The organism is Arthrobacter sp. ok909 (assembly GCF_900104405.1).
In the GTDB taxonomy this organism is placed as follows: Bacteria; Actinomycetota; Actinomycetes; order Actinomycetales; family Micrococcaceae; genus Arthrobacter; species Arthrobacter humicola.
The window spans coordinates 56,573-78,429 of sequence record NZ_FNJS01000023.1 but is presented as its reverse complement, the minus strand read 5'-3'; the positions used below and the strand labels follow the sequence as shown (position 1 = coordinate 78,429).

The window sequence follows — 21,857 nt, the reverse complement described above, 5'->3', positions numbered from 1 at the left end:
GCCGCCCTGACGAACGAGGTCCCATGGATCCGCGGGCACGGCACCCCTCCGCCCCGCTGGACGTACGCCGTGTGGTGTGGTCAGGTTAGGGAATGGAGCGTTGGGACGGCACGACCAACCGGATCACGGTCCTCCACGACGCGTTCGGGAACCGACCCGGCCTGATCAAGGACTGGGGATTTGCCGCACTCGTCGAGTTCGAGGGGCGTCGGATCCTTTTCGACACCGGAAACGACTCGTCGACGCTTGCCGCCAACGCCGACGCCCTCGGTGTTGACCTGCGCGCGATCGACCTTGTTGTGGTCTCGCATCGGCACGGCGACCACACCTCCGGGCTCGGTCACCTCCTACACATAAACCCCGACGTCCCTGTCTACGCCCCGGCCGAGTTGTACGGCGTGTTCGGCTCGCGCCTGCCCGGCCACTTTTATCCGCGCCGTCCGTCGCTGCCAAGGTCCATGCAGTACTACGACGGCGAACCTCCCGACGTCATCCACCACGGCACGCCGTGGCCCGGCGCACGATTCAGCTGGGTCGAGGAATTGACCCCATTAGGGAGCAACGCGTGGCTGATCCCCGTCGTCTCGGAGGTGCCGGGAACGCGTGAGCTGCGCGAGATCACCCTCGCGCTGTCGACTTCGCAGGGACTAGTGCTCGTGGTGGGATGCTCCCACCCGGGGATCGAGCGGATCCTGGAGGCCGCTGCCGCGATCGACGACCGTGTCTACTGCATCGTCGGCGGCCTCCATCTCGTCCTCGCCGACGCGCCCGAGGTGCGTCGCGTCGCGCACGCACTTCGCGACAATTGGCACGTGCAGACCATCGCCCCGGGACACTGCACGGGTGAACCTGCCTTCCTGGCACTGAGCGAGGCGTTCGGCGACCGCTACCTCTACGCCGGCCTGGGGGAATCGGTCCCAGTCCCGCGACCCGCCGCGATGTGACGCGGATACCACTGATCTGCGGTCGCCCGCGCAGCCACGATCAAGGCATCGCCACCCGCACGGTGACGTGATCGACTGGGTCAACGCTGCTTGACATGGAAAAGGAGCTCATCACCTCCGAGCCGAACGCCGGGCCACATGGCGAGGCCGTGTCGGCGACTCAATCAGTCTGTAGCGAATCCGGCCTGCTTGAGCTCGCGGCGCAACACTTCCCGCCATTGAGAGTCGTCGGCGTACGGGATGTAGACGAGGCCATTGATGGCTCGTCGGACATTCGGTGGCGTGTAGGGCTCGCCGGGTGATGCTGGGCTGGTAGAGGTCGAGGTCCCCGAGGATCAGTAGTGCTAACTCCCTGATTCCGACCGAGGACCTCGACGTGCTTCACCCTACTTCGGGGTGCGCTGACGCGCGCTCTGCCACCGCCCCGTGTTCCCGTTGTGACCTGCTTGTTGGTCTCGATGGTGTTCATGTCGAGCATGTCGACCGCCGTGAGGACGTGCTAGTCGTGACGGTATCCAGCCCGGCCGCCCCGACCGAATGCCCGGCGTGCGGCGTGATCGCCGTGGGCCGCGGACGACGCCGACGGGTCCTGCACGACGTGCCCAGCGTGACGCGGGTGCGGATCGTGTGGCGGCAACGGGTCTGGCGGTGCACCGACGATGCGTGCAGCAAGAAGACGTTCGTGGAGCAGCTCCCATCGATGGTCGCTGCGCGGGGTTCGATCACGCAGCGCACAACCGCGTGGGCGGTCGGTCAGTTGCGTCGCGAACACGCGACCGTGCACGGCCTCGCCCGGCAGCTGGGCACGTCGTGGAAGACGGTGTGGCGTGCGATCGAACCCGAGCTGGTGCGGCTCGCCGCCGACGAGTCCCGGTTCGAGAACGTCACGACACTCGGGGTGGACGAGCATGTCTGGCATCACGTCGACCCGCGAAAGCGGGGGCCGAAGGAGCTGACCGGGATGGTCGACCTCACCCGCGACGCGAAGGGAGAACGCGGGCCAGGCTGCTGGATCTCGTGCCCGGCCGGTCCGGGGCCGTCTACAAGGTCTGGCTCGACGAGCGTGGCGACGCGTTCCGGGAAGGCGTCAAGATCGCCTCGTTGGACCCGTTCGCTGGCTACAAGACCGCGATCGACGACAAGCTGCAGGACGCTGTCGCGGTGCTCGACGCGTTCCACGTGGTCAAGCTCGGCACCGCAGCGGTCGACGAAGTCCGCCGCCGGGTGCAGCAGGACACGCTCGGGCATCGGGGACGCAAGGGCGACCCGCTCTACGGGATCCAGACCATCCTCCGTGCCGGGGAAGAGAACCTCACCGAGAAGCAAAGCGCCCGCCTGCATGCCGCGGTCGAGGCTGACCCCGCGCACGACGAAGTGTTCGTCGCGTGGCAGTGTGCCCAGCTGCTCCGCTCCGCCTACCACCAGAAGAACCTGGCCGACGGACGACGAATCGCGCAACGCGTTGTAGACACGTTCCACACCTGCCCGATCCCCGAGATCGCCCGCCTTGGCCGCACCTTGCGCCGATGGAAGGACGCGTTCCTGGCCTACTTCACCACCGGGCGATCATCCAACGGCGGCACCGAAGCCGTGAACGGGATCATCGAGCTCCACCGCCGCCTCGCGCGCGGGTTCCGCAACCGCGAGAACTACCGGCTCCGCATGCTCCTCGCCGCCGGCGGCCTCACCCCATGACCCCCACCAGATGTCCGAAGAGCCGACAAAGGCTTCTCCATGTAAGGAGATCACCGCCAAGACCGGACTGAAACGCACCACCCTGTACCGACACCTGCCACCCCGTTCCCCCGCCACCGACCTGGTAGCCACTAATGCCCTCTAATACGGACACGTGGAGTTTTGCCCTGACTTATGGCGGAACACTAGTCGTGGCACTGCTGATGTTTATCGGGTAGCTGACTGCAGTGGGGATTCTTCTGGTTCTTGCCGGAATCACCCGGCTGACGACTTACGCCATCCAGATGATCGCAAGACCGCGCGCATGGGTCGGCAGTTCTTCAACCACTACACGGACGTAATACGAGCGCTGTTGCTCTCTGATGGATAGGTTCAAATATTGTGCCTGGCAGGGGTGGATGAGCGAGAGAAAACAAAATAATCAGGGCGGAACCTGAATGAGTTCCTGCCCCGTTTCTTTTTCTGCAGGGCCGCTTTCGCTGCCCTGCGCTCAATAGAGCCGAGTCAGCTAGTGGAAATCACCAGCCATATGCGATCCCTGGCAGGTTCCGCTGACACCTCGGACACGTTGCCATGTTGCGCTCCTAGCGCTTAGCTGCGTGGTACTTCTCTACGATGTCAGCCTGAATGCGGCCGCGGCTGTTGACCTGAAGGCCTTGGCTGAGCGCCCACTTCCGGATTTCACTGGCGTTGGAGGCACTGGGTCGGGTGGTGCGGGCCCGTCCCCCCGTTTTACGGGCAGCCTGGGTGAAGCGGCTCAGGGCTTCACGCAGTTCGTTCGCGTGAGCCTCATTGAGGTCAATCGCGTATTCAATGCCGTCCAGGGCGAACGAAACCGTTTCACTTCCCTCGGAGCCGTCGAGGTCATCTTCAAGGATTGTAATGGTGCGTTGCATTTAACAAGCTTACTGCCCGGTAGAAAGGATCTGTTACCTGTTTATCGATGCCTTCAGCGGTTCCGCTCCAAAGGTGAATCAACCGATTGCTGGCACCCTGAGTATCAGGATCGAGCATATTGAGCAGCAGGGAGGCGGAGAACAGGGCATCCCGAATTTCACTCGGTCCGGAATACGCTGCAATACTACGTCCACTCCCGACCCCTTCCACAATATGTTCTTCGAGCGGCCATGTATGGGAATTTCGGCTCTTCAGACCCCCAGTTTATGCCAGGCTGCCTCGGCGACTTCCGCTTTGAGTCCAACTGTTGCCCCTGCAAACGATCGCACATAGGCTCGTCATGTGAGTGGCGGGGACGGTATTCCGAGCAGCGGAACCGCCCAGCGACCCGTGAAGGAAATCAAGCATGGCAACAGGTACTGTCAAGTGGTTCAACTCCGAAAAGGGCTTCGGTTTCATTGCCCCCGAGGACGGAAGCGCTGACGTGTTCGCACACTATTCGGCAATCGCATCCAGCGGTTACCGCTCGCTCGAAGAGAACCAGAAGGTTCAGTTCGACATCACCCAGGGCCCCAAGGGCCCTCAGGCTGAGAACATCCGGCCGCTCTAGCAGTCCCCAAGAGACTGGTCAGCCGATGCGGCCGGCCAGTCTCTTGCTGTGTCCGGGGTAGGGCGGTCCGCTAAGCCTCGATTCACCGGCCGGGTTGAGGTAACGGCGGTGGCTCCACGGTTGCTCAAGCATGTGCACTTTCGGCTCACCCCATCTTCGCGTAATCCCGAACAATTCGATGTTGTGAGACTGCTTGTTGTTGGACGACATTTCGAGAGGGCGACGGACCTTGTCGCGCCGGCAACGCCTCAAGTGTGAACGCTGAACGGTCTGGACTGGGCGTGGCGAAACGTATGTTTATCGACATGCAGCGCCTACCGTTATCCCATGTCATCAAACGACGAGATTCTGAAGTCCGCCCAAGCCCAGTTTCCTCCGAGCGCAAACAAGAGAGTTCGGGTCCTAAACGCCTGGCGTCGTGAAGACTCCACATTGGAAAGGCCGGCCCCAAATGGTTGGGAGGACGGTTGGACGGGGGTTCACCAGCTGGCCACCTATGCCGTCGTGGCTAAACTGCGGGATCAAGGCTTCACCGTGGTCAACCTGGAAACCGGCGGTACGACTCGTAGCCCCAGGGACGTGCAGATCACTGATCTCATCTAGGCTCACGGAAGCGCCCGCAAACTGCCGTTATTGAGTTGGCCGGCAGCGCGTCAAGGCGCCGAGTACGCGCGGTCACAGGACCCGCACCCGAAACTACGTCGACGTCGAGACAGCCGGCACGCCGCCTGCCGCTCAGTCCGTCTCTGTGATTAGCGCTGCGATTCACACGCCTGAAGCACCGGGCGAGCACGCCCGCCTGTCTCATTAATGGATCGTTTATGAGATCGCCTGGCGGGCAAGAGAGATCCGACCCGATAGAGTGCGGGAACAATCGGGTCTAGCCTTGACGGTGGAGATCTTGCTTGAAGACATCAACGAAGTGGGCGTATGCCTTTGAGTACGCCGCACCGTCCAGTCTTTCAGTAGGACTTTTCGGGTTGGTTCGCCATTCAAGGATATTTTCCAGATCTACGCCAGCTTTCAGGATGTCGTCCGACCCGTATAGATAAAGATCCACATCGGCCCGCTGGAGGGATTCATCCGCCTGGTCGCGAGGCGGAACACCAGGTGGAAGGTCGTGCACGGATCGGTATTGTTCTACGGCGACCAGGAACCTGCTGTAGACGTCTCCTTCTTTCGCTGTTTTGTCTTTGGCGGCTTGCGCTTGGATCTGTGTTTGAACGGCATTCGAGGCATAGTTTCCCGCGATTAACGCGCCGACAAGGCTGCCGGTGATAGCGGCGAGAGCAGCGATGATCGCTGATCCATGTCGTTTCCACCTCAGCGCTTTCGACCAGCGTTTCCACCAGGGTGGTTGCGTGCTAGATCTCAAAGGAGTGATCAATTCCGTGGTTTCGCGGCCAGACGGAATCTCGCTGTCCGGAGGTTGTCCGTTATAGGAAGGCATGAGTCGAGCCTACGCGCGAGGACCGAACCAAAGCTGAATCGCTTTGGTGGGTATTGATCAGGCCGGGTGGACTCCAATCACGTTGACACAGTCACCGAAGAAAAGATCGGCACCGTCTGGAATACTCATGTGGTGCTGAAAGCCTATGTTGATGAGAGCGCCCACGTGGCAGCAGGGTTGTGCCTCGTTGGGGTTGCCGTACTAGACAAAACCATCGAAGAAGAAGTCCTCCAAGATTTGCAGAAGGCCTTGCCAAGGGGTGCGAAACGGCTGCATTGGAACAAAGACGGCGCGGCCGTCCGCTCAAGAGTGGTCGAGATTCTGGCTGAGCGGACCCATCACTGCCGCGTCTACTTGAGCTACTTTGACGATTCGAAACGTAGTGAAAAAGCCAGAGACGCTTGTCTAGCGCACATGTTTGCAGACATGGGCGGGAGGCCGTACGGCGAGATAATTCTGGACCAACGCACAAAGCATCAAGACACTCGCGACCTAGTGGCGTGGACGAACCTGTGCGTGCGGCTTAGTCTCCCCCATCCGCCCGTCGTCCGCCACGACGGTACTACTACAGAGCCGCTCTTATGGCTTGCCGACGCCTTGGCTGGCGCCGTGGGCGAACATCTCGTCAAGGGCGACGACACCTATGTTCGGGCTCTGGCCCACAAGTTGGAAATTGTCTGACCTCTTAAAAGCGACAAGCCGGGTCCCCGTCGTCCGGCGGGAGGCCCAGCTTGCTTCCAAGGCTTTTGGGGCCTTGGCATTAACCTGAACACTACACATGCGTAGGTTCTTCGTCAAAAAAAGTTTGACGTGAGTGGTCGTTCCAGAGGCACTACCTTCCGCGAATGCACCGGACGCCCGCAGCGTCGTCTAGGAACTCGATGAGGCGGCCAATCTGGACGGGCCCGGCATCCCGGGCGGTGAGTTAATCCCGAAGAGTTGATCGTTCAGCTCCTCCCCCAGGCCGATGACGGGTTCACCTGCTACTCGTGCTTCCTCGTCCAGCACCGTTCCCAGATCGCCCGACAGAAGGCGCCCACGCTTACTGCACGGACTGCGAAGGCTAAACCAATTGAACCCGCCCAGCCTCGGACGATGACCCGACCGTGCTTTTCAGCTGTCCTTGAGCCGTCGGCCTCCGGGAAGATTCTCACCCCAGGATGGGTACATCTCGCCCTCGTTGTGTTCGGCTTCGCGGCGGGCGGTTTCTGCTTCGATCGCCTTCGTCACGAAGTGACTCCAGGTGTTATCGCCTTCGGCGTAGCTGGTCGCGCGGTACGCGGCCCGCGCCCGGTTGCGCAGCGCGGCGGGGATACTGACCGTCATATTCGCTGTTTCGGCTTCTTTGGGTTCTGCCTTCTTTGGTGTCTCCGGCCGGTGTCCGGGGAGCATCCGTGCCAGCGGCGCCTCGGCGGCCGGTGCTGCAGTGCGCCGCGGGGGCAATCCAAGTGCGGGTCGGCTGGGTGTCGGTTCGGCGCTCACGCGTTGACCTCCTGGGATTCAGCGACCGCGATGCGGCGGGTCACTTCCATCGCGACTGCGTGAAGGTCTTCGGCCACGCTGGAAGCCGACTTTGGCCCGGCATTGCCGGCCTTCGCTTCACCGCGGAGGACCTCCCACCATTTCGGCCCCTTGCTGAGCTCCCGCTCGAGCTCGTGGGCCAGCAATCCACGCTCACGGCACGCCTGGGCCGTGGCCTCCGCGTGACGGATGCTCATCGGGAACAACACTTCGTCTGTACCAAAATCGGCGGTGAGGTGGTCGCGGGTGACCTTGTGTACCTGCTTGGAATTCGTACCGGTACCAACCAGAACGACGCCGAGTAGGTCCAGGGAGGGATTGAGGCCGACGACGCTGTCCATGCGTGCTGCGACGGCTGCGACACCCTTACGGCTGGACATGTCCGTCTTCAGCGGTACCAGTGCGTAGCGGGCGGCAGCGACCGCGGCAGCCTGCAGGGGCTCATTTCCGGGCGGGCAATCCAACAAGACCAGATCGTACTCCCCCGCGACGCCGGCCAGCAGCTTGGCCAGGGCCAGCTGCGCAGCGTCACGATCCTTCTGGGCTTTGGCTCCAAGGAATGCCGCGGCATCGTCGAGATGGGGGCCGCCGGCAATGACATCGAGATTGGCACGAACGCCGGTCAGCAGGTCAGGTTCTCCCCCGAAACATAGCGAAGCCGCCAGACTTCTACCGCCGTCACCCTGTTCGGCGTAACCGAGGTCCTCGGCGAGGTTTCCTTGAGGGTCGAGATCGACGAGGAGCACACGCGATCCGTCCTCGGCGAGGAGTCCACCTACGTTGGCCACCAGGCTGGTCTTAAAGACCCCGCCTTTGCCGTTGATTACCGCGATAACGCGGCTTAGGGCACCGCGGTCCAGATCGTGCTTCATCAAATCCCCTTCCAAAGTGATCCAAGCGTAGCCAGCAGAGCTTGCTTTACTTGTGAAGCTGGATTCCGTGTCTTCGCTTTTTTCACTTGTGAAACCGGTGAAGCAAGTGCATACGTGCTGACTTTGTTTGCCGGGTTCCATTGCTTCGCTTTTTTCACTTGTGAAACCGGTGAAGCAAGTGCATACGTGCTGACTTTGTTTGCCGGGTGCCCGGCGTCTGCTCGCGCCAAGGCGTTATGCCACCCTCCACAGCGTCCCGACCAAGTCCAGTTCGTTTTCAGAGGGAGGGATCCAGTAGAGGTTCGATTCGGGGTCTTCCACTTCGTGTTCCGCAAGGTCAGGTACTAGGTTCCTGTCTAGCCAGGCGTGCCAAGCTGCGCGTTGCATGCGATGGCGGCGAATCTGCTCTGCTGCGTCGTCAAGGGCCCCGAGTCGGCGGGCCAGCGCTGTCAGGCTGGTTCCGGTGGTAATGGTCCATTGCCCGTGCCGGCGTTCGATCATGTTGTAGCTGCTCATGGCGCCCAACGCCGTTTCGACGGCTGTACGGCTGAGTCCTGTGGACCGGACGATGGCTGCTGTGGTGGGGGAGAGGCGTCCGCGTTCGATGGATTCGTAGACGAGGGCGGCAACGTCGCCCAGGGCACGGAATACGGGGCGGATGCCATGGATTTTTCCGCTTCGCCAGGAGAGTTCCCGTGCGAGTTGTTCAAAGTGCTGTGGGAGTTGGATCACGTAGGTGTCGGCGTTGCGGCCACGGGCATCAGCAATTTTGGTCAGGATGCCGTCGGAGGCTTGCTGGAGCACCGGTAGGAGTCTTGAGATAGTGCCATGGTGTTTGCCCAGTGCAGTCGCAAAGGTACGGCACCCGACATCCAGCAAATCGGTCTCCATGGTCCGCATGTAACCAAGTACGGCCCGGAGCAACAGGCGCAGACTCAAGCCCTCGCGTCCGCGTTCCTTCAGTCTGTGGTCCAGCACCGCATAAAGGACATTCTCAAGATCGTTCACGAGCTGGTGCACAACAGCTTTGCTGCTGGTTCTGTTAGCCCCCCCTGTGGGTTTTGGAGGGCTTGTGTCGTTAATACGGGTAGTCCTAATGCCTGTGCCCCCGGGTCTCCGTTTTTGGATCCAGCGGCAGGCCTTGGCCCACTCTGTGTCGATGAGGCGTTCCTGCCGGTCAGTGGTGGTGTAGAGGGCTGCGAGGCCGGGGAACTGGCCGCCAAGCTCGAGGCGGACCTGTTCCAGGGTCCAGCCACAGGCGGCGAAGTGGTTCAGGACCGCCATCCGGGCCTCTGACGGGCTGGCGTATTTGGCCGTGTCGTACAGCCCGGTACGGGCCAGCACACGCAACGGGGACTGGCTCCCGGCGAAGGGAGCGGGGGAAACACCGTGCGCCTTCGCCGCGGCGGCCATCATCTTCGCGGTGCGGTCTTTGAGCTCGCCGGCGCGTCTCATCTCCGGCGCCAGAGCCAGCCGGAGCGCGGCGACAGCGCTGGCGGGATTACGGCGGCGCAGAACGTCGTAGGCAGTCGTCAGGGGAGTGGTCAGGATCTGATGGCCACCGGATTTATGCGCGGAACCAGGAACCCGGATACAGCCGTCGGTGACGTTCTGGTGCGGACTGGGATCGAGACTCGGAGCCATGAGGGTCATGGCTTCGACGAGCTCCCGGGCTTCAGGGCCGCTCATACGTTCCGCGAGCGGGATGTAGAGATGGCGTCCGCCGCTGGGGGAGTGGTCCGCGACGTAGCGAATACCACAGCTCTCCAAGAGTGTCCCGAGGCGTTGCGCGTCGTCATCGACGACGCCCTTCAGCGCTTTGGAGGTGTCCAGGTCAAGGCAGAGCGTAGCCACAGAACCGTCTGCACCGTGGATGACGACAGCCGCCGGCCGTGTCGGCAACGCCGCAGTGATCCGGGGCGGGTTCTGCGGCCGCGGGTACTGGAAGCGGCCGCCAATCCACCGTCCCAACCGGTAAGTCGGTGCGCCAGCGATCAATGGGGCGAGGGCCCATGCAATATCGGGCGTGAGCTGACCCGCCGTCTGCGGTGCGTCAGATGTTGACGACACGACCGCTACAGGTACCATAGACAACAGCTAGTCCCTTCGGGGTATAGCAAATGGAGCGCCCCTCACGGGGAGCTTGTGAAAAGTTCAGATCGTCGTCCGCCAAGATTTCGGATCTGAACGTCATACTTTTTGAAGGCCCGCGAAAGCGGGCCTTCAGTCTTTAACTGGCCTTAGCGATAGGCAAAGCCTCTGGGACGTTGCGGCAGTTGAACCAGGAAGGCAGGCCGTCTCGGTCTACTTCAGTTCGAAGGTGCGCGATGAAGAGCTCCATCGCCTCACCTGTGGACATACCCATGCGTTTTGCGAGGTCAAAGACGAAGTCCTTGTCCTGCTGTGGGACCAGCGTGTTCAGCTGCACGTTGTCCCGCGCGGTTCCCCGGAGTCGTCTGCGAGAAGAAGTAGCCATGCTCTGGACAGTAGTCTTAAGAATAAGAATTAAGTGGGACACTCGCGCTGGCGTGTCGCGTCGGTGTCCAGGGAGCCGCTGCAGCCAAACACTCTGCATTGCACGCTGCGCGCTCGGACAAACGCCGATGTCGGATGCGCTGGAAACAATCATTGGTCCAATATGTCATAAATTCAGAAAATTTTAGATATGGATCAAGCTGCCGCTTCGAGGCTAGCGCTTCCAGGCCCGCCGAACGACGGCTTCGACCTCGACAGCAGCGGCAGATGAGCCGCCGCCGGCGTTCAAGGCACCATGGAACAGGTTCCTGGTTGCGAGGAGTGATCGGAAGTACTGTCCTCGGCGGTCGATTCGTCGAGCCTGCACGCCAAGAAATTTAGCTGCTTCCCGTCGCTTCATCCCGGAGGCGACGCAGATTTTCACTGCCTCGAAGATGACCCTGTAGGCGGCTTCGTGTTCTTTGTTGACCTCGGCGAGAACGCAATTGACGGCTAGTTGGGCGTCTTTCGGCGTGGGATTCATGAGGCAGCCTTTCTAGTCGATCGAGAGAAGCGAGCCAAGCTCGGTCTGCGGGATGCGGTTTTTCCGGGCGTAGGCGAAGAGTGCCAGGCCTATCACGACGAAAGCCGTGGAGATGTAGGAAACAATCATGAACATGTAGGTAACGTCCCCAGTGGCGCCCAGTTCGACCGGGTAAGTGAATGCGCGGATCAGAGAGAGGGCAAAGCCGCCCGCAATAAGCCCAGACGCGAGCCGGCCGGCTCTAAGGGGATTCCTGCGTGAGTCCTTGTATGCGGGGCTGATGAGGGGGGCAACGATGTAGGCGACGTAGGCCAGCACGAGCCATGTATTCAGGCGCACGCTCGGCTGCCCAGCGTAATCCAGGAGCTGCGGTGACGGGTTCGGGGCTTCAGTCGCCAGAAGAGTCCCAAGCAGGCCCGTGGCGACGATTCCCAGCACGGCCGCCCCTGGCGCCCCGACAGTCCACCTGCCCGCAAGCGGTGAGCCGTAGGCAACGCTGAGGTGCCCGCCCAAGAACGCGACGGCCACGAGGGCAAAGTATTTGGAGATCAGATCGGTGCCATTGCTCAGAGGCATGAGCGACTCCACACCCATGTAGACCGGGGGCAGGAGCAACAGATAAGCAAGGGTCAGAAAAATGCCCGACAGGGCGATGCTCCTGGCTTTTCCCTGCAGTGCGTGCTGGTGTCCCAGCACCGGTGTATTGACGCGTTTGAAAGTCAGGCTGCCGAGAAGAATGAGCATCAGGCTTACCGGGACGACGGTGAGCGGGTTCATCCCAGAAGTTCCGTCATCTTCTCCGCGTATTCGCGGGCCTCCTTGCGTTGCCTCACACGCCTCTGCAGGAGGTGAATGCGGGCGGAAATGGCGTCCACTAAGACATCATCGGAAACTTCAAGTAGTTCGTCCTCGCGCGCCCGGATCTGCCACCCTCCCTCGGCCGGCGTAATCAATTCAGTCACCACAAAGCCGGACGCGTACGAGCCCCCACCGGCCCGGGACGCAGCAATCGCCAAGTGAGGATTCAACTTATTTTCAGTGAGCTGTGTGGCGATATAGGTAAGTGCCATGCCCGTTTCCTCGGACATCCTCTGACGGATGTCCCCCGGGTCGATGGCATCGATCCAGGCCCGAACAGAGCCGTCATGAGGGAAGGCAATGAGGTCGATTCCCTTGCGCATCTCACGGGGAAAGTGCCTCTGAGAGGTACGGAACTGCAGCTCGGCCATGAGATCGGCGTGATGAACCTGGCTCAAAACCTCTGCCGAGGAGGGCTCTATGGGCCGGGACCTAATGATCCGGTACGGACTGAAAACGCTGAGCGCATCGATGACGTTCGTGCCCGTAGCCCTTGCAACGGCAATCACCGTGGACTCCGCAACATTTCCACGCCTGAGCTGATTGTTCAGGGTGCCCCGATTTATACCGGTCAGCGTGCTCAACGCGGTAGGTGACGGGCTGACGGCGCTCCCCTCCAACCACTCCCTAAATTCGGCGGCTGAGACAGGCACGGACACTCCTTAGACAAAGGGCATAGACAAGCACGGGCGATCAATACCTGCTAGGGTTGAACCAATAATTAAACTATCCTCGATAGATCAAATCTTGGTTGAATCCATCGTATCTTCTGCACCGAGTTTAGCCGGGGCCCACCTACGAGACATGACCGCTGGCAACACAGCACAGAAGCACAGGGAGAAGCCGTGAAGCCGTCCAAGAGGCTCAGCACCGGAGCCGCCGCCGCGGCACCCGGGATGATGCTCGGGCTGCTCTTCTCCATGCTCCTGCTGCTGGCCCCCGCGAAACCTGCTGTGGCTGACTGCGGCCCGGCTGTTTCCGTCGTCATCGACGGCAACACCAAGGTCGACGGATATACCCAAGAACAGCTCAAGAACGCCGCCGCCATCATGGGTGCCGGCAAGACACTGCACCTATCGGCCAAGGGCCAGATGATCAGCGTGATGGTGGCCCTGGGGGAGTCGGGTCTGCGGGTGCTGGATACCGGCGACGGTGCCGGTCCGGACTCCCGCGGGTTGTTCCAGCAGCGCGACAACGGCGCGTGGGGCTCCTACGCAGACCGCATGGACCCCACCAGGAGCGCAACGAACTTCATCAAGGCCCTGCAGGCCGTTCCCGGCTGGGAGCTGTTGGAACCGACCCTTGCCGGTAACAAGGTCCAGCGCAACGCCGACCCGTACCACTACCAGAAGTACTGGCCCGAAGCCGTCAAACTCGTCCAGGCGCTCTCGAACTCGAAGTTCTCCCTGCAAGGCAGCGACTGCGCCATCCCGGGACAGTCCGGCGCGGGGGATGACTACCCGTGGAAGAACTCCCCGACCTGGTCGCAGGCCGGAGCGAACACAGCCAGCACCTCGCCGCTGGGCATGTACTACCGCGAGTGCGTGGACTTCGCCCTGTGGCGCGTAAACCAGCAGATGGGCTCAACCAGTGCACCGTTCAAATACCTCAACAGCACGTTCCGCCCGGACGGGCAGCAGCTGGGTTCCGCGGTGACGTGGAGGGCCGGCTGGGACGCCAAGGGCTGGCCAACCGGCAGCACCCCCCGGGTCGGCGCCGTCGTTTGGTACGGCCCCGGTGCCGGGGGAGCGGACCCGAACTTCGGCCACGTCGCGGTGGTCAAAGAAGTAAAGGACAACGGCACCTACGTCGAAGAGGGCTACAACGGCAACCCGGCCCCGGCGGACCACAGCTACTACACCCGGACAGTGGCCAACACCGTCCCCTCCGCTTTCCTGTACCTGCCCACCCAAGAGGAGAAGAAGTGAAAAAGCCCGTGACCTTGATCGGTGTGGCGCTGCTCTGCGTTTCGTGCGCACCGGCAGGCAACACCACTGCAGCGCCGTCGGCGTCAGCGGCCGCCCGCTCCACCTCATCCGCGCCGGTCTCCCTGAGCGCCAACAGTGGACCCCAGGCACCGGGCGGCACTATCCCCGCCACCATCGGCATTACCTGGGATCAGGCCAGCAAGGACGAGGCCATGGACGTCGCAGAGAACGCTATGACGGACTTCGCCCGCCCCACGGTGGAGGACAAGCAGTGGGCCAATGACCTGGCCCGGTGGCTGACCCCGCAGGCCACCGCCGACTACTCGGCAGTGGACCCGGCCAACATCCCCGCATCCCGCGTCACCGGCCCGGCCACCCTGAGCGTCGATGAAGCCAACGGCTTCGGCGTCTTGGCAGCGGTCCCCACCAACGCCGGGACCTACACGGTGCAGCTGCTCCGCACCGGCAAGGACGCCCCGTGGAAGGTCAACCGGCTCACCCCGCCCTCGTCCTAAGCGCCGCACCTCTGAATCTCACACACGTAAGGAAGAAGCTCATGGGCACTACACCAACCGAGGTCATGGCCTTTCCCAACATCCGGGCCATTGTCCGGGACAACGGCACCGCCGAGGTCATCGTCGCGGGCAATTCCCGCATCGTCCCTGCCGGAGACTCCGTGCAGGAACTGCGCAACAATGCCCTGGCCCTCATCGTGGGCGAAGCACGGACCCTCCAGCGCCCCGTGCGGGTCCGGATCGAGGACCCCGAAGGCCACGGTGAGCTCATCGTCCACCCGGACAACAAGTTCGAGTCCGTCTCCTACGAGCCCGCTCCGGCCCGCCGCCGGGCAGAAGCCCCTGAGACCACACCCGCGAGCGTAGCGCCGGCCGTCATTGGTACCGTCCCCGCACCCGCACCGGAGCCCGCGGCCGCTCCTGCCACTGCCACTGCCACTGCCACTGCAGCATCGGTGGACGCCCGACCTTGGCCGCCTGCCCCCGCGACGGTCCCCCCGGAACCGCAGACAGCTGCCGTTGTTGAGGAAGCTGCGCCGACCCGGCGCAGCCTGAAGGAAACCTCGTTTCTGGTCAGCGCCCCGGTGCTGGAACCGGCTACACAGGGCTGGCGCGGAACACTGACGCGCCTGGGACTGCGGATGGATCCCTCGGAGGAAGAACTCTCCGAGCGGGAGGACGTTCGCACGGTGAGCCAGCACTGGCCCGGTCCCCGGACGATTGCGGTGGTGAACCGCAAGGGCGGGGCGAATAAGACCCCCACCGTGGTGATGCTCTCGGCCATCCTCGCCCGCTACAGCGGCGCGGCCACGGTCGCGTGGGATAACAACGAATCCCAGGGCACCCTCGGCTGGCGGACGGAAAAGGGCGCCCACGCCCGGAGCGTCCTGGACCTGATCGATGCCTCCACTGAACTGCTCTCCCCGTCAACGAACGCGGCCGAAATCGCCAAGTTCGTACATCACCAGACGGCCGACAAGTTCGATGTCCTGCGCTCGGATGAAAACGAGGAAGGCGATCACGAAGTGACCGCCGAGGAAGTCGATATCGCCCACCAGGTGCTCACCCGCTATTACCGGCTCGTGGTCATGGATTCGGGCAACACCGCCCGGGCCGCGAACTGGCGGCGGATGATCGACCACACCAACCAGCTCGTCGTCCCGGTGACAGCCATCGAGGACCGCGCCGAAGCCGCACGGCTGACGCTCCAGACCCTGGAATCCCGGGGCGGCCACGACGCGGAGCTGGCCCGCAACGCCGTTGTCATCGTCTCCGAGTCCACCGACGCCAAACGCAGCATGAGCGGGGACGCGCTGAAGCGGGCCAAAGACGAAGCACAGCGGATCGCGGACGGCTTCGCCCCGTTCGTCCGGGCGGTCGTCCGGATTCCTTACGATCCGGCCCTGGTCAACGGCCCAATCCGTTACGAAGCCCTCCAGTCCGCCACCCAGCGGGCATGGCTCGCCGCCGCGGCCGCCGTCGCTGCCGGCTTCTAAACCACCCACCACGGACTCTGAAAGGAGGCAAGCATGCAACAGTCCCTGAACCCCTGGATCACCCGCCCGGCTCCGGCCGACGGCGCAGACATGGCAGCCCCGGAAGCTCACGTGCCGCCGGCGGCCGTGATCAGTGAACCGCTCAGGGGAATGGTCGAACCGGACGCCGCAGACCGGCTTGGCCGCCGCACCGTCGCGGGCTCGGCCGCGCTGTGGGTCACCGGGGCCCACGGGGGATCCGGTGAAAGCCGCATCGCTGACCTCATCGGCGGGGCACGGGCCACCGGTCATTGCTGGCCTGTCCTCCAGGGCGGCGCCAAACCGCGGGTGTTGTTGGTCTGCCGTGCAGACATGCGGGGCCTGACAGCGGCCCGGGGCGCGCTGACCGAGTGGGTATCAGGCGCGGCGCCCGCGGTTGACCTGCTCGGCCTCGCCGTCCTGGCGGACGCACCGGGGAAGACTCCCAAACCCTTGCGGGACTTCGCCGCCATCGTCGGCGGGGGAGCGCCCCGGCTCTGGACCCTGCCCTGGGTCGAATCCTGGCGGCACGGAGACTCCAGGACCCTGCCGCCGGCCCGCGAGTATCAACACTTCATCACTGACTTGGCCGCCCTGGCTACCGACATCACACCCGGCACCACCAACTGAAAGGTCTCACCATGAACCCCTTCGCTGTACTTGACGGAAGCGTTATCCCCAACCCCACCCCGGTCGTCCCGGAACAGGCCAAAGGCCTGCTGACTGTCCTGAACTGGGCATCCGGCATCGGCCTGGTGCTCGGCGTCCTGGGCGTGATCATCGTCGGCATCGGCATGGTGATCCAGCTCCGCCGCGGCGAAGGCGGCGAGTCGATCGGCAAGCTCGGCTGGGTCTTGGCCGGCTGCATCATCATCACCGGCGCCTCCGGCATCGTCCGCGCCTTCGTCTAAATCCCGACTACCGGAGAGGTTCATCATGAGCGAATCCACCCAAAGCAGTCCCGAACGCAGCCCGTTCACCAAGCCCGGATTCATCATCTCGGCCGCCCTGGTCGTCGCACTGATCGCCGCCGTCGTCGTGATCTTCTTCCTCCCTAAGGCAGACAGCACCGCCCAGCCCGCCCCGGCCTCATCAGCAGCCGGTGCCTCCTCGGCGCCATCAAAGTCAGCCGACGCGGCGGGAAAGAGTTTTTGTGGGCTGCCCTCAAGCACGGAGAGGGCTCTGGGCGCAGCGCCGAAGTCCAAGTGGGAGCTCGTCGGCAAAATGGCGGCCCCCACGGATCCCAAGACATTCGGCCCGGGCGTGACGGACGGTGATGGCTTCCGCACCTGCTTTGCGAATTCCCCCACGGGCGCGCTCTACGCAGCCGCCAATATGATCGCCCTTGGATCTTCCGGGACACAGGATGAGCTCAAGCTCGCCGACAAACTTCTGGTGCCGGGCCCCGGACGTGACGCGGCTATTAAGGCTGCCAAGGCGCGGACTTCGACGGCGGGAAGCGGTGAGACTGCTCAGATCAGCGGCTTCCTGGTTAAGTCCTGTAGCCCGGCCGAGGCAGACGTCGATCTGGCTATCAAACTTCCGAACGGTGCGCTGGCGCATTCGGTCCTTTCGCTTCGCTGGGTAGCCGGGGACTGGAGGGTGAAGGCCGCTGATGATGGTCAAGTATTCAATGGTGTCGCCCAGCTCAGTGATCTGAGCGGTTTCATTCTGTGGTCAGGCGTCTGACATGGCTGAGTGCAGTTTGGGGGACATGACGTGCGTGGCAGGCAACATCGCCTCAGGAGCGGTCAACGACGCCATAACGAACCTGGCGAAGTCGATCATGGAGGGCATGAGCCAGATGGTGACGACGCTCTCCACTTTCTGGGTGTCCATGCCCACGGCCAACCTCGCATCCCAGGATGGGATCACCGCCAGTCCTGTGGTCGGGTTCGTCAATTCGGAACTGGGCTACTGGACGCTGGCTTTGGCAGTTCTGTCGGTCATCCTTGGGGGCACCCGGATGATCTGGGAGCAGCGCGGGGCGCCGTTGAAAGACCTGCTCCGGTCCCTGCTGACCCTCACGCTGGTGTCCGGGCTCGGGCTGGCGGTGATTTCCATTCTGGTGATAGCTGCTGACGCGTTCTCGGCCTCGATCATTGACCGGGCAACCGACGGCAAGGGCTTCGCCCACGCGATGGCCATCCTGGTGATGACGAACCAGACCGGCGTCGGGGTCTTCATCCTGATCATCCTGGGCCTGGTGGGTTTGATTGCCTCGCTGGTGCAGATCGTCCTCATGATCGTCCGCGGCGGCATGCTCGTCATCCTCGCCGGCATCTTGCCGACCACGGCGGCGTTCACCAACACCGAGATGGGACGCCAGTGGTTCCAGAAAGCCATCGGCTGGACCATCGCGTTCATTCTCTACAAGCCCGCCGCGGCCATCGTCTACGCCGTGGCCTTCAAGCTCATGGGATCCTCGGGCGGCAACGTCCTGCTGGGATCCATTACCGGTTTCGCCCTCATGATTGTCGCGCTGCTGGCCCTGCCGGCATTGATGCGCTTCGTCACCCCCATGGTCGGAGCTGTCGCTTCCGGTTCCGGCGGGGGAGCAGGAGCGGCGGTGGGGGCCATGGCTACCGGCGCAGTGTCGATGGGCCGCTCGGGCAGTGGACGCGGCAACGCATCGCCCACACCGGCCAGCCAGCCCGGCCAGAGCGCCAGCGCACAGGGCAGCAAGGGCGCTGGCGGCAGTAACGGCGGCAACGGCAAACCCACCCCCGGCTCAACGGGCCCCGGCGGGGCGCCCGGCAAGGGCACCACCGGAAGCGCCGCTACCGCCGGGGCAGGCACCTCCGGCTCAGTCGCAAGAGCCGGCGCAGGTTCCGCCGGTAAAGCCGCCGGCCCGGCCGGAATCGCCGTCGCCGCAGGAGCACAAGCAGCGTCAAAGGCCGCGTCGGCCGCACAACAAACCGCGCAGGATTCAACCGGCCAATCAGGATCGATGGAGGGCCCCAGTGGCAGCAATTAATACCGAGTACAAGGAACCGTCCTACGGCAACTGGCGGGTTCCCCGTTCGGCGGGGCTGGGAAGCCTGGGCGCGATCGGCACCGGCATTGTCATGACCGGTCTGTTGGCCGGCATCATCACCTTCGCGTTTCTTGGCCTGCTGCCGGGCCTGACCGTCCTGGCCGTCGCGGGCTTGCTCGTGCTGCTGCTGACGGTCAGGGACAAACATGGGCAGTCCGTCGTGGACCGGTTCGCGACCCGGATGAACTTCCGGCTCGCCCGTTCCGGCGGGACCAACCTCTACCGTTCCGGCCCGCTCGGGGTCACCGGGTGGGGCATGTTCCAGCTGCCCGGGCTGGCCGCGAAGTCCCGGCTGTATGAGTTCAACGACTCCTACAACCGCCCGTTCGCCATGCTTCACGTCCCCACCACGAACCACTTCACCGTGGTCTTCTCCACCGAACCTGACGGCGCTTCCCTGGTGGATCCGGAACAGGTCGACGCCTGGGTCGCGAACTGGGGCGGCTGGATCGCCGGACTCGGCGATGAAGCCGGGCTGGAGGCCGCGGCCGTGACCGTGGAGACCGCCCCGGACTCCGGCTACCGGCTGCGCAACGAAGTTGAAATGAACATCCACCCCGACGCCCCGGAGGCCGCGAAGGCAATCCTCCGCGAGGTTGTCCGCACGTACCCGGAAGGCTCGGCCACCGTCCGGGCCTGGGTGTCCCTGACCTTCACCGCAGCACTGCGCTCCGGATCCCGGAAGCGCGAACCCGAAGACGTCGCCCGGGACCTGGCCTCCCGCATCCCGGGACTTGGTGCCCGGCTGCAGGCCACCGGCGCCGGCATCGCCCGGCCGATGTCCGCGCAGGAACTCTGCGAGGTCGTCCGGATCGCCTACGACCCGCCCGCGGCATTGATCATTGATGAAGCCCACGCCGCCGGATCCCCGGTCGCCCTCACCTGGGGTGAGGTCGGACCCTCTGCGACGCAGGCGAGCTGGGACGACTACCGGCACGACGGCGCGTTCTCTGCCTCCTGGACCATGACCGGCGCCCCGCGCGGGTCGGTCAATTCCTCCGTTCTCTCCCGGCTGCTGGCCCCGCACGGGGACATCGACCGCAAACGCGTTTCCCTGCTCTACCGCCCGATGGATTCGGCCCGGGCCGCAGCCGTCGTCGAACGGGACCAGAACAACGCCAACGTCCGCATCACCTCCGGGGGCCGCCCGTCCGCCCGTGCCCTGGTCGATGCCCGCTCCGCCGCCCAAACCGCCCAGGAAGAAGCCCAGGGGGCCGGGCTGGTGAACTTCGGCATGGTCGTCACCGCAACCGTCACCGACCCCGCCCGGCTCCCCGATGCTGTCGCCGCCGTGGAACAAACCTCCGGCACCGCCCGGGTGCTGCTGCGCCGGGCCTACGGCTCCCAGGACACCGCCTTCGCCGCGTCCCTGCCGCTCGGACTCGTCCTGCCCAAACACATCCTGCTGCCCACCGAAATCAGAGAGGCCCTGTAATGCAGAAGCTCTTTCGACGGAAGAAGAAGAATCCGCTCCTTGACGGTGTGGAATCCGAAGCCCGGGAGCGCCGCACGGCCAATGGTCGTCCGGCCCGGTTGCGTGTTCCCGGGTCCCGCGGCTGGGGCGGGCGCGGGGGAGGGGCTGCGGCCCTGGTCCCGGCGGTGCGTGAATACCGCGGGACCACAGTGCAGGTCTGCGGGCTGTGGCCATTTTCCTCGGGTACGTCCTCGCCCATGGTCGGTGTCCCGCTGGGCCGGCACGAGGAAACACAGGCCACGGTCTGCTGTGATCCGATCAGCTGGTTCCAGCGCGCCCACCTGATTTCCAACCCCTCCGCGTTCATCCTCGGCAAGCCCGGTCTGGGGAAGTCCACGCTCGTGCGCCGCATGATGCTGGGCCTCTCCGGCCAGGGCGTCCACCCCCTCGTCCTCGGGGACTTGAAGGGCGAACACGTGGACGCCATTAGCGCCATTGGCGGGCAGGTCATCGAACTCGGCCGCGGACGGGGCTACCTGAACATCCTCGATCCGGGACAGGCCATTGAGGTCGCCGGGCTCCTCGAGGAGCGCGGTCACCATGAAGCGGCCGTCCGGGTCCGGGCCGATGCCCACGGCCGGCGCCTGAACATGGTAGTTTCCCTCATCACGATCAGCCGGAACAACCCGCCCACGGATCAGGAACAGACCATCCTGGACCGCGCCCTGCGCGTCCTCGATGACTCCTTCTACGGTGTTCCGGTCCTGAAGGATCTTCTCGACGTCATCATCGCCGCCCCGGACGAGCTGCGCCAGGTCGCGCTTGACCGCGGGGACATGACCGTCTACCTGCAGGAAACCCGGGCACTGGAAGCGACCCTGCTCGGCCTGACCGGCGGCGGCAAACTCGGGGAAATCTTCTCCCGGCACACCACGAACCCGATGCGGCGTGACCGGGCCGTCGTCTTCGATGTCTCCAGCATCGACGAGACCGAAACGGACCTGCAGGCCGCAGTGCTGCTGGCCTGCTGGTCCTACGGCTTCGGCACCGTCAACGTCGCCAACGCCCTCGCCGACGCCGGACTGGAACCGCGCCGGAACTACTTCGTCGTCCTCGACGAGCTCTGGCGGGCACTGCGCGCCGGCAAGGGCATGGTGGACCGGGTGGACGCCCTGACCCGCCTCAACCGCTCAGTCGGCGTCGGGCAGGTCATGATCTCCCACACCATGTCCGACCTCCTGTCGCTCCCGGCAGAAGAGGACCGGATGAAGGCCCGCGGCTTCGTCGAACGCTCCGGCATGGTCATCTGCGGCGGCCTCCCCGCCTCCGAAATGCCGCTGCTGACCGCAGCGATCCCACTCTCGCGGCAGGAACAGCAAAAGCTCATCTCCTGGCAGGACCCGCCCGCCTGGGACTCCCGCGGCGACGACGTCGAACCCCCCGGACGCGGGAAATTCCTCATCAAGGTCGGCGGCCGCCCCGGCATCCCCGTCCAGATCGGCCTCACCGCCATCGAGGCATCCCTGAACGACACCAACAAGCGCTGGCACGCCAACGTTGAGAAGTTCGCGTGAATTTTGACGCTTTCGGCGCGAACCTGAGCA

At 63.8% G+C, this 21,857-nt stretch carries 22 protein-coding genes and 2 pseudogenes; 15 read left to right on the top strand and 9 right to left on the bottom strand.

What is annotated here, in order from left to right:
* Window positions 1-92: 92 nt before the first annotated feature.
* Both BLR03_RS16995 and BLR03_RS16990 read left to right on the top strand, forming a co-directional pair.
* The gene (locus BLR03_RS16995) at window positions 93-944 is read left to right on the top strand and encodes an MBL fold metallo-hydrolase (protein ID WP_091254964.1); all 852 of its coding nucleotides are present in this window, start codon (window positions 93-95) and stop codon (window positions 942-944) included.
* A 442-nt stretch (window positions 945-1,386) separates the two neighbouring features.
* Window positions 1,387-2,639: pseudogene (locus tag BLR03_RS16990) on the top strand (ISL3 family transposase).
* 584 nt (window positions 2,640-3,223) lie between these two features.
* Here the strand turns inward: BLR03_RS16990 and BLR03_RS16985 are convergent.
* Window positions 3,224-3,535, bottom strand: a complete 312-nt coding sequence (locus BLR03_RS16985; protein WP_091254961.1) for a histone-like nucleoid-structuring protein Lsr2 — start codon at window positions 3,533-3,535, stop codon at window positions 3,224-3,226.
* Between the two features lie 407 nt (window positions 3,536-3,942).
* Here BLR03_RS16985 and BLR03_RS16980 point away from each other — a divergent pair, with 407 nt between their 5' ends.
* Complete coding sequence (locus tag BLR03_RS16980; RefSeq protein WP_091254960.1) at window positions 3,943-4,146, top strand: transcription antiterminator/RNA stability regulator CspE; 204 nt, start codon at window positions 3,943-3,945, stop codon at window positions 4,144-4,146.
* A gap of 327 nt (window positions 4,147-4,473) precedes the next feature.
* Window positions 4,474-4,749: an RNA methyltransferase gene (locus BLR03_RS24095; RefSeq protein ID WP_139184588.1), complete on the top strand. Its 276-nt coding sequence runs from the start codon at window positions 4,474-4,476 to the stop codon at window positions 4,747-4,749.
* 277 nt (window positions 4,750-5,026) lie between these two features.
* On the opposite strand, the gene BLR03_RS24090 is transcribed toward BLR03_RS24095, so the two are convergent.
* Entirely contained in the window at window positions 5,027-5,596 is a 570-nt protein-coding gene (locus BLR03_RS24090) for a hypothetical protein (RefSeq protein WP_139184587.1), read from the bottom strand.
* A gap of 66 nt (window positions 5,597-5,662) precedes the next feature.
* On the opposite strand from BLR03_RS24090, the gene BLR03_RS16975 reads away from it, so the two are divergent.
* Together BLR03_RS16975 and BLR03_RS16970 are read left to right on the top strand one after the other, a co-directional pair.
* Entirely contained in the window at window positions 5,663-6,277 is a 615-nt protein-coding gene (locus tag BLR03_RS16975) for a hypothetical protein (protein ID WP_091254958.1), read from the top strand.
* Window positions 6,278-6,410: 133 nt separating this feature from the next.
* Window positions 6,411-6,663, top strand: a pseudogene (locus BLR03_RS16970) (DUF4193 family protein).
* 46 nt (window positions 6,664-6,709) lie between these two features.
* On the opposite strand, the gene BLR03_RS16965 reads toward BLR03_RS16970, so the two are convergent.
* From BLR03_RS16965 to BLR03_RS16935, 7 genes are all read right to left on the bottom strand, one after another.
* On the bottom strand, window positions 6,710-6,922 hold the full coding sequence (locus tag BLR03_RS16965) for a ParB family protein (RefSeq protein WP_091254956.1): 213 nt from the start codon (window positions 6,920-6,922) through the stop codon (window positions 6,710-6,712).
* Between the two features lie 152 nt (window positions 6,923-7,074).
* Complete coding sequence (locus BLR03_RS16960) at window positions 7,075-7,989, bottom strand: ParA family protein (RefSeq protein WP_091254954.1); 915 nt, start codon at window positions 7,987-7,989, stop codon at window positions 7,075-7,077.
* 234 nt (window positions 7,990-8,223) lie between these two features.
* On the bottom strand, window positions 8,224-9,843 hold the full coding sequence (locus BLR03_RS16955) for a hypothetical protein (protein ID WP_254788564.1): 1,620 nt from the start codon (window positions 9,841-9,843) through the stop codon (window positions 8,224-8,226).
* Window positions 9,844-10,219: 376 nt separating this feature from the next.
* A complete protein-coding gene (locus BLR03_RS16950; RefSeq protein WP_139184586.1) occupies window positions 10,220-10,465 on the bottom strand; it encodes a hypothetical protein in 246 nt (81 codons plus the stop codon).
* Window positions 10,466-10,678: 213 nt separating this feature from the next.
* On the bottom strand, window positions 10,679-10,987 hold the full coding sequence (locus tag BLR03_RS16945; RefSeq protein ID WP_091254948.1) for a hypothetical protein: 309 nt from the start codon (window positions 10,985-10,987) through the stop codon (window positions 10,679-10,681).
* Between the two features lie 12 nt (window positions 10,988-10,999).
* The gene (locus BLR03_RS16940; RefSeq protein WP_091254946.1) at window positions 11,000-11,764 is read right to left on the bottom strand and encodes a hypothetical protein; all 765 of its coding nucleotides are present in this window, start codon (window positions 11,762-11,764) and stop codon (window positions 11,000-11,002) included.
* Window positions 11,761-12,498, bottom strand: coding sequence for a hypothetical protein (locus BLR03_RS16935; RefSeq protein ID WP_091254943.1), 738 nt, complete (start codon window positions 12,496-12,498; stop codon window positions 11,761-11,763). The genes BLR03_RS16940 and BLR03_RS16935 overlap by 4 nt, the downstream gene beginning before the upstream one ends.
* A 243-nt stretch (window positions 12,499-12,741) precedes the next feature.
* Between BLR03_RS16935 and BLR03_RS16930 the strand changes: the two genes are divergently transcribed.
* The 9 genes from BLR03_RS16930 to BLR03_RS16890 are packed head-to-tail and all read left to right on the top strand — an operon-like array spanning window position 12,742 to window position 21,827.
* Window positions 12,742-13,773 (top strand): CHAP domain-containing protein, encoded by a 1,032-nt coding sequence (locus BLR03_RS16930; RefSeq protein WP_091254979.1) that lies wholly within the window; start codon window positions 12,742-12,744, stop codon window positions 13,771-13,773.
* Entirely contained in the window at window positions 13,770-14,288 is a 519-nt protein-coding gene (locus BLR03_RS16925) for a hypothetical protein (RefSeq protein ID WP_091254941.1), read from the top strand. The genes BLR03_RS16930 and BLR03_RS16925 overlap by 4 nt, the downstream gene beginning before the upstream one ends.
* A 41-nt stretch (window positions 14,289-14,329) precedes the next feature.
* Window positions 14,330-15,784 carry a chromosome partitioning protein ParA gene (locus BLR03_RS16920; RefSeq protein WP_091254939.1) on the top strand — a complete coding sequence of 485 codons (1,455 nt, stop codon included), beginning with the start codon at window positions 14,330-14,332 and terminating at the stop codon, window positions 15,782-15,784.
* Between the two features lie 33 nt (window positions 15,785-15,817).
* Window positions 15,818-16,432, top strand: coding sequence for a DUF6668 family protein (locus BLR03_RS16915; RefSeq protein ID WP_091254936.1), 615 nt, complete (start codon window positions 15,818-15,820; stop codon window positions 16,430-16,432).
* Between the two features lie 11 nt (window positions 16,433-16,443).
* Window positions 16,444-16,713: a TrbC/VirB2 family protein gene (locus BLR03_RS16910; protein WP_091254934.1), complete on the top strand. Its 270-nt coding sequence runs from the start codon at window positions 16,444-16,446 to the stop codon at window positions 16,711-16,713.
* A gap of 25 nt (window positions 16,714-16,738) precedes the next feature.
* Window positions 16,739-17,491: a DUF8175 domain-containg protein gene (locus tag BLR03_RS16905; RefSeq protein WP_091254932.1), complete on the top strand. Its 753-nt coding sequence runs from the start codon at window positions 16,739-16,741 to the stop codon at window positions 17,489-17,491.
* Between the two features lie 25 nt (window positions 17,492-17,516).
* Complete coding sequence (locus BLR03_RS16900) at window positions 17,517-18,779, top strand: TrbL/VirB6 family protein (protein WP_254788563.1); 1,263 nt, start codon at window positions 17,517-17,519, stop codon at window positions 18,777-18,779.
* Window positions 18,766-20,274, top strand: coding sequence for an SCO6880 family protein (locus tag BLR03_RS16895; protein ID WP_091254926.1), 1,509 nt, complete (start codon window positions 18,766-18,768; stop codon window positions 20,272-20,274). Before BLR03_RS16900 ends, BLR03_RS16895 begins: the two co-directional genes overlap by 14 nt.
* Entirely contained in the window at window positions 20,274-21,827 is a 1,554-nt protein-coding gene (locus BLR03_RS16890) for a helicase HerA domain-containing protein (RefSeq protein ID WP_254788562.1), read from the top strand. Before BLR03_RS16895 ends, BLR03_RS16890 begins: the two co-directional genes overlap by 1 nt.
* Window positions 21,828-21,857 lie beyond the last annotated feature (30 nt).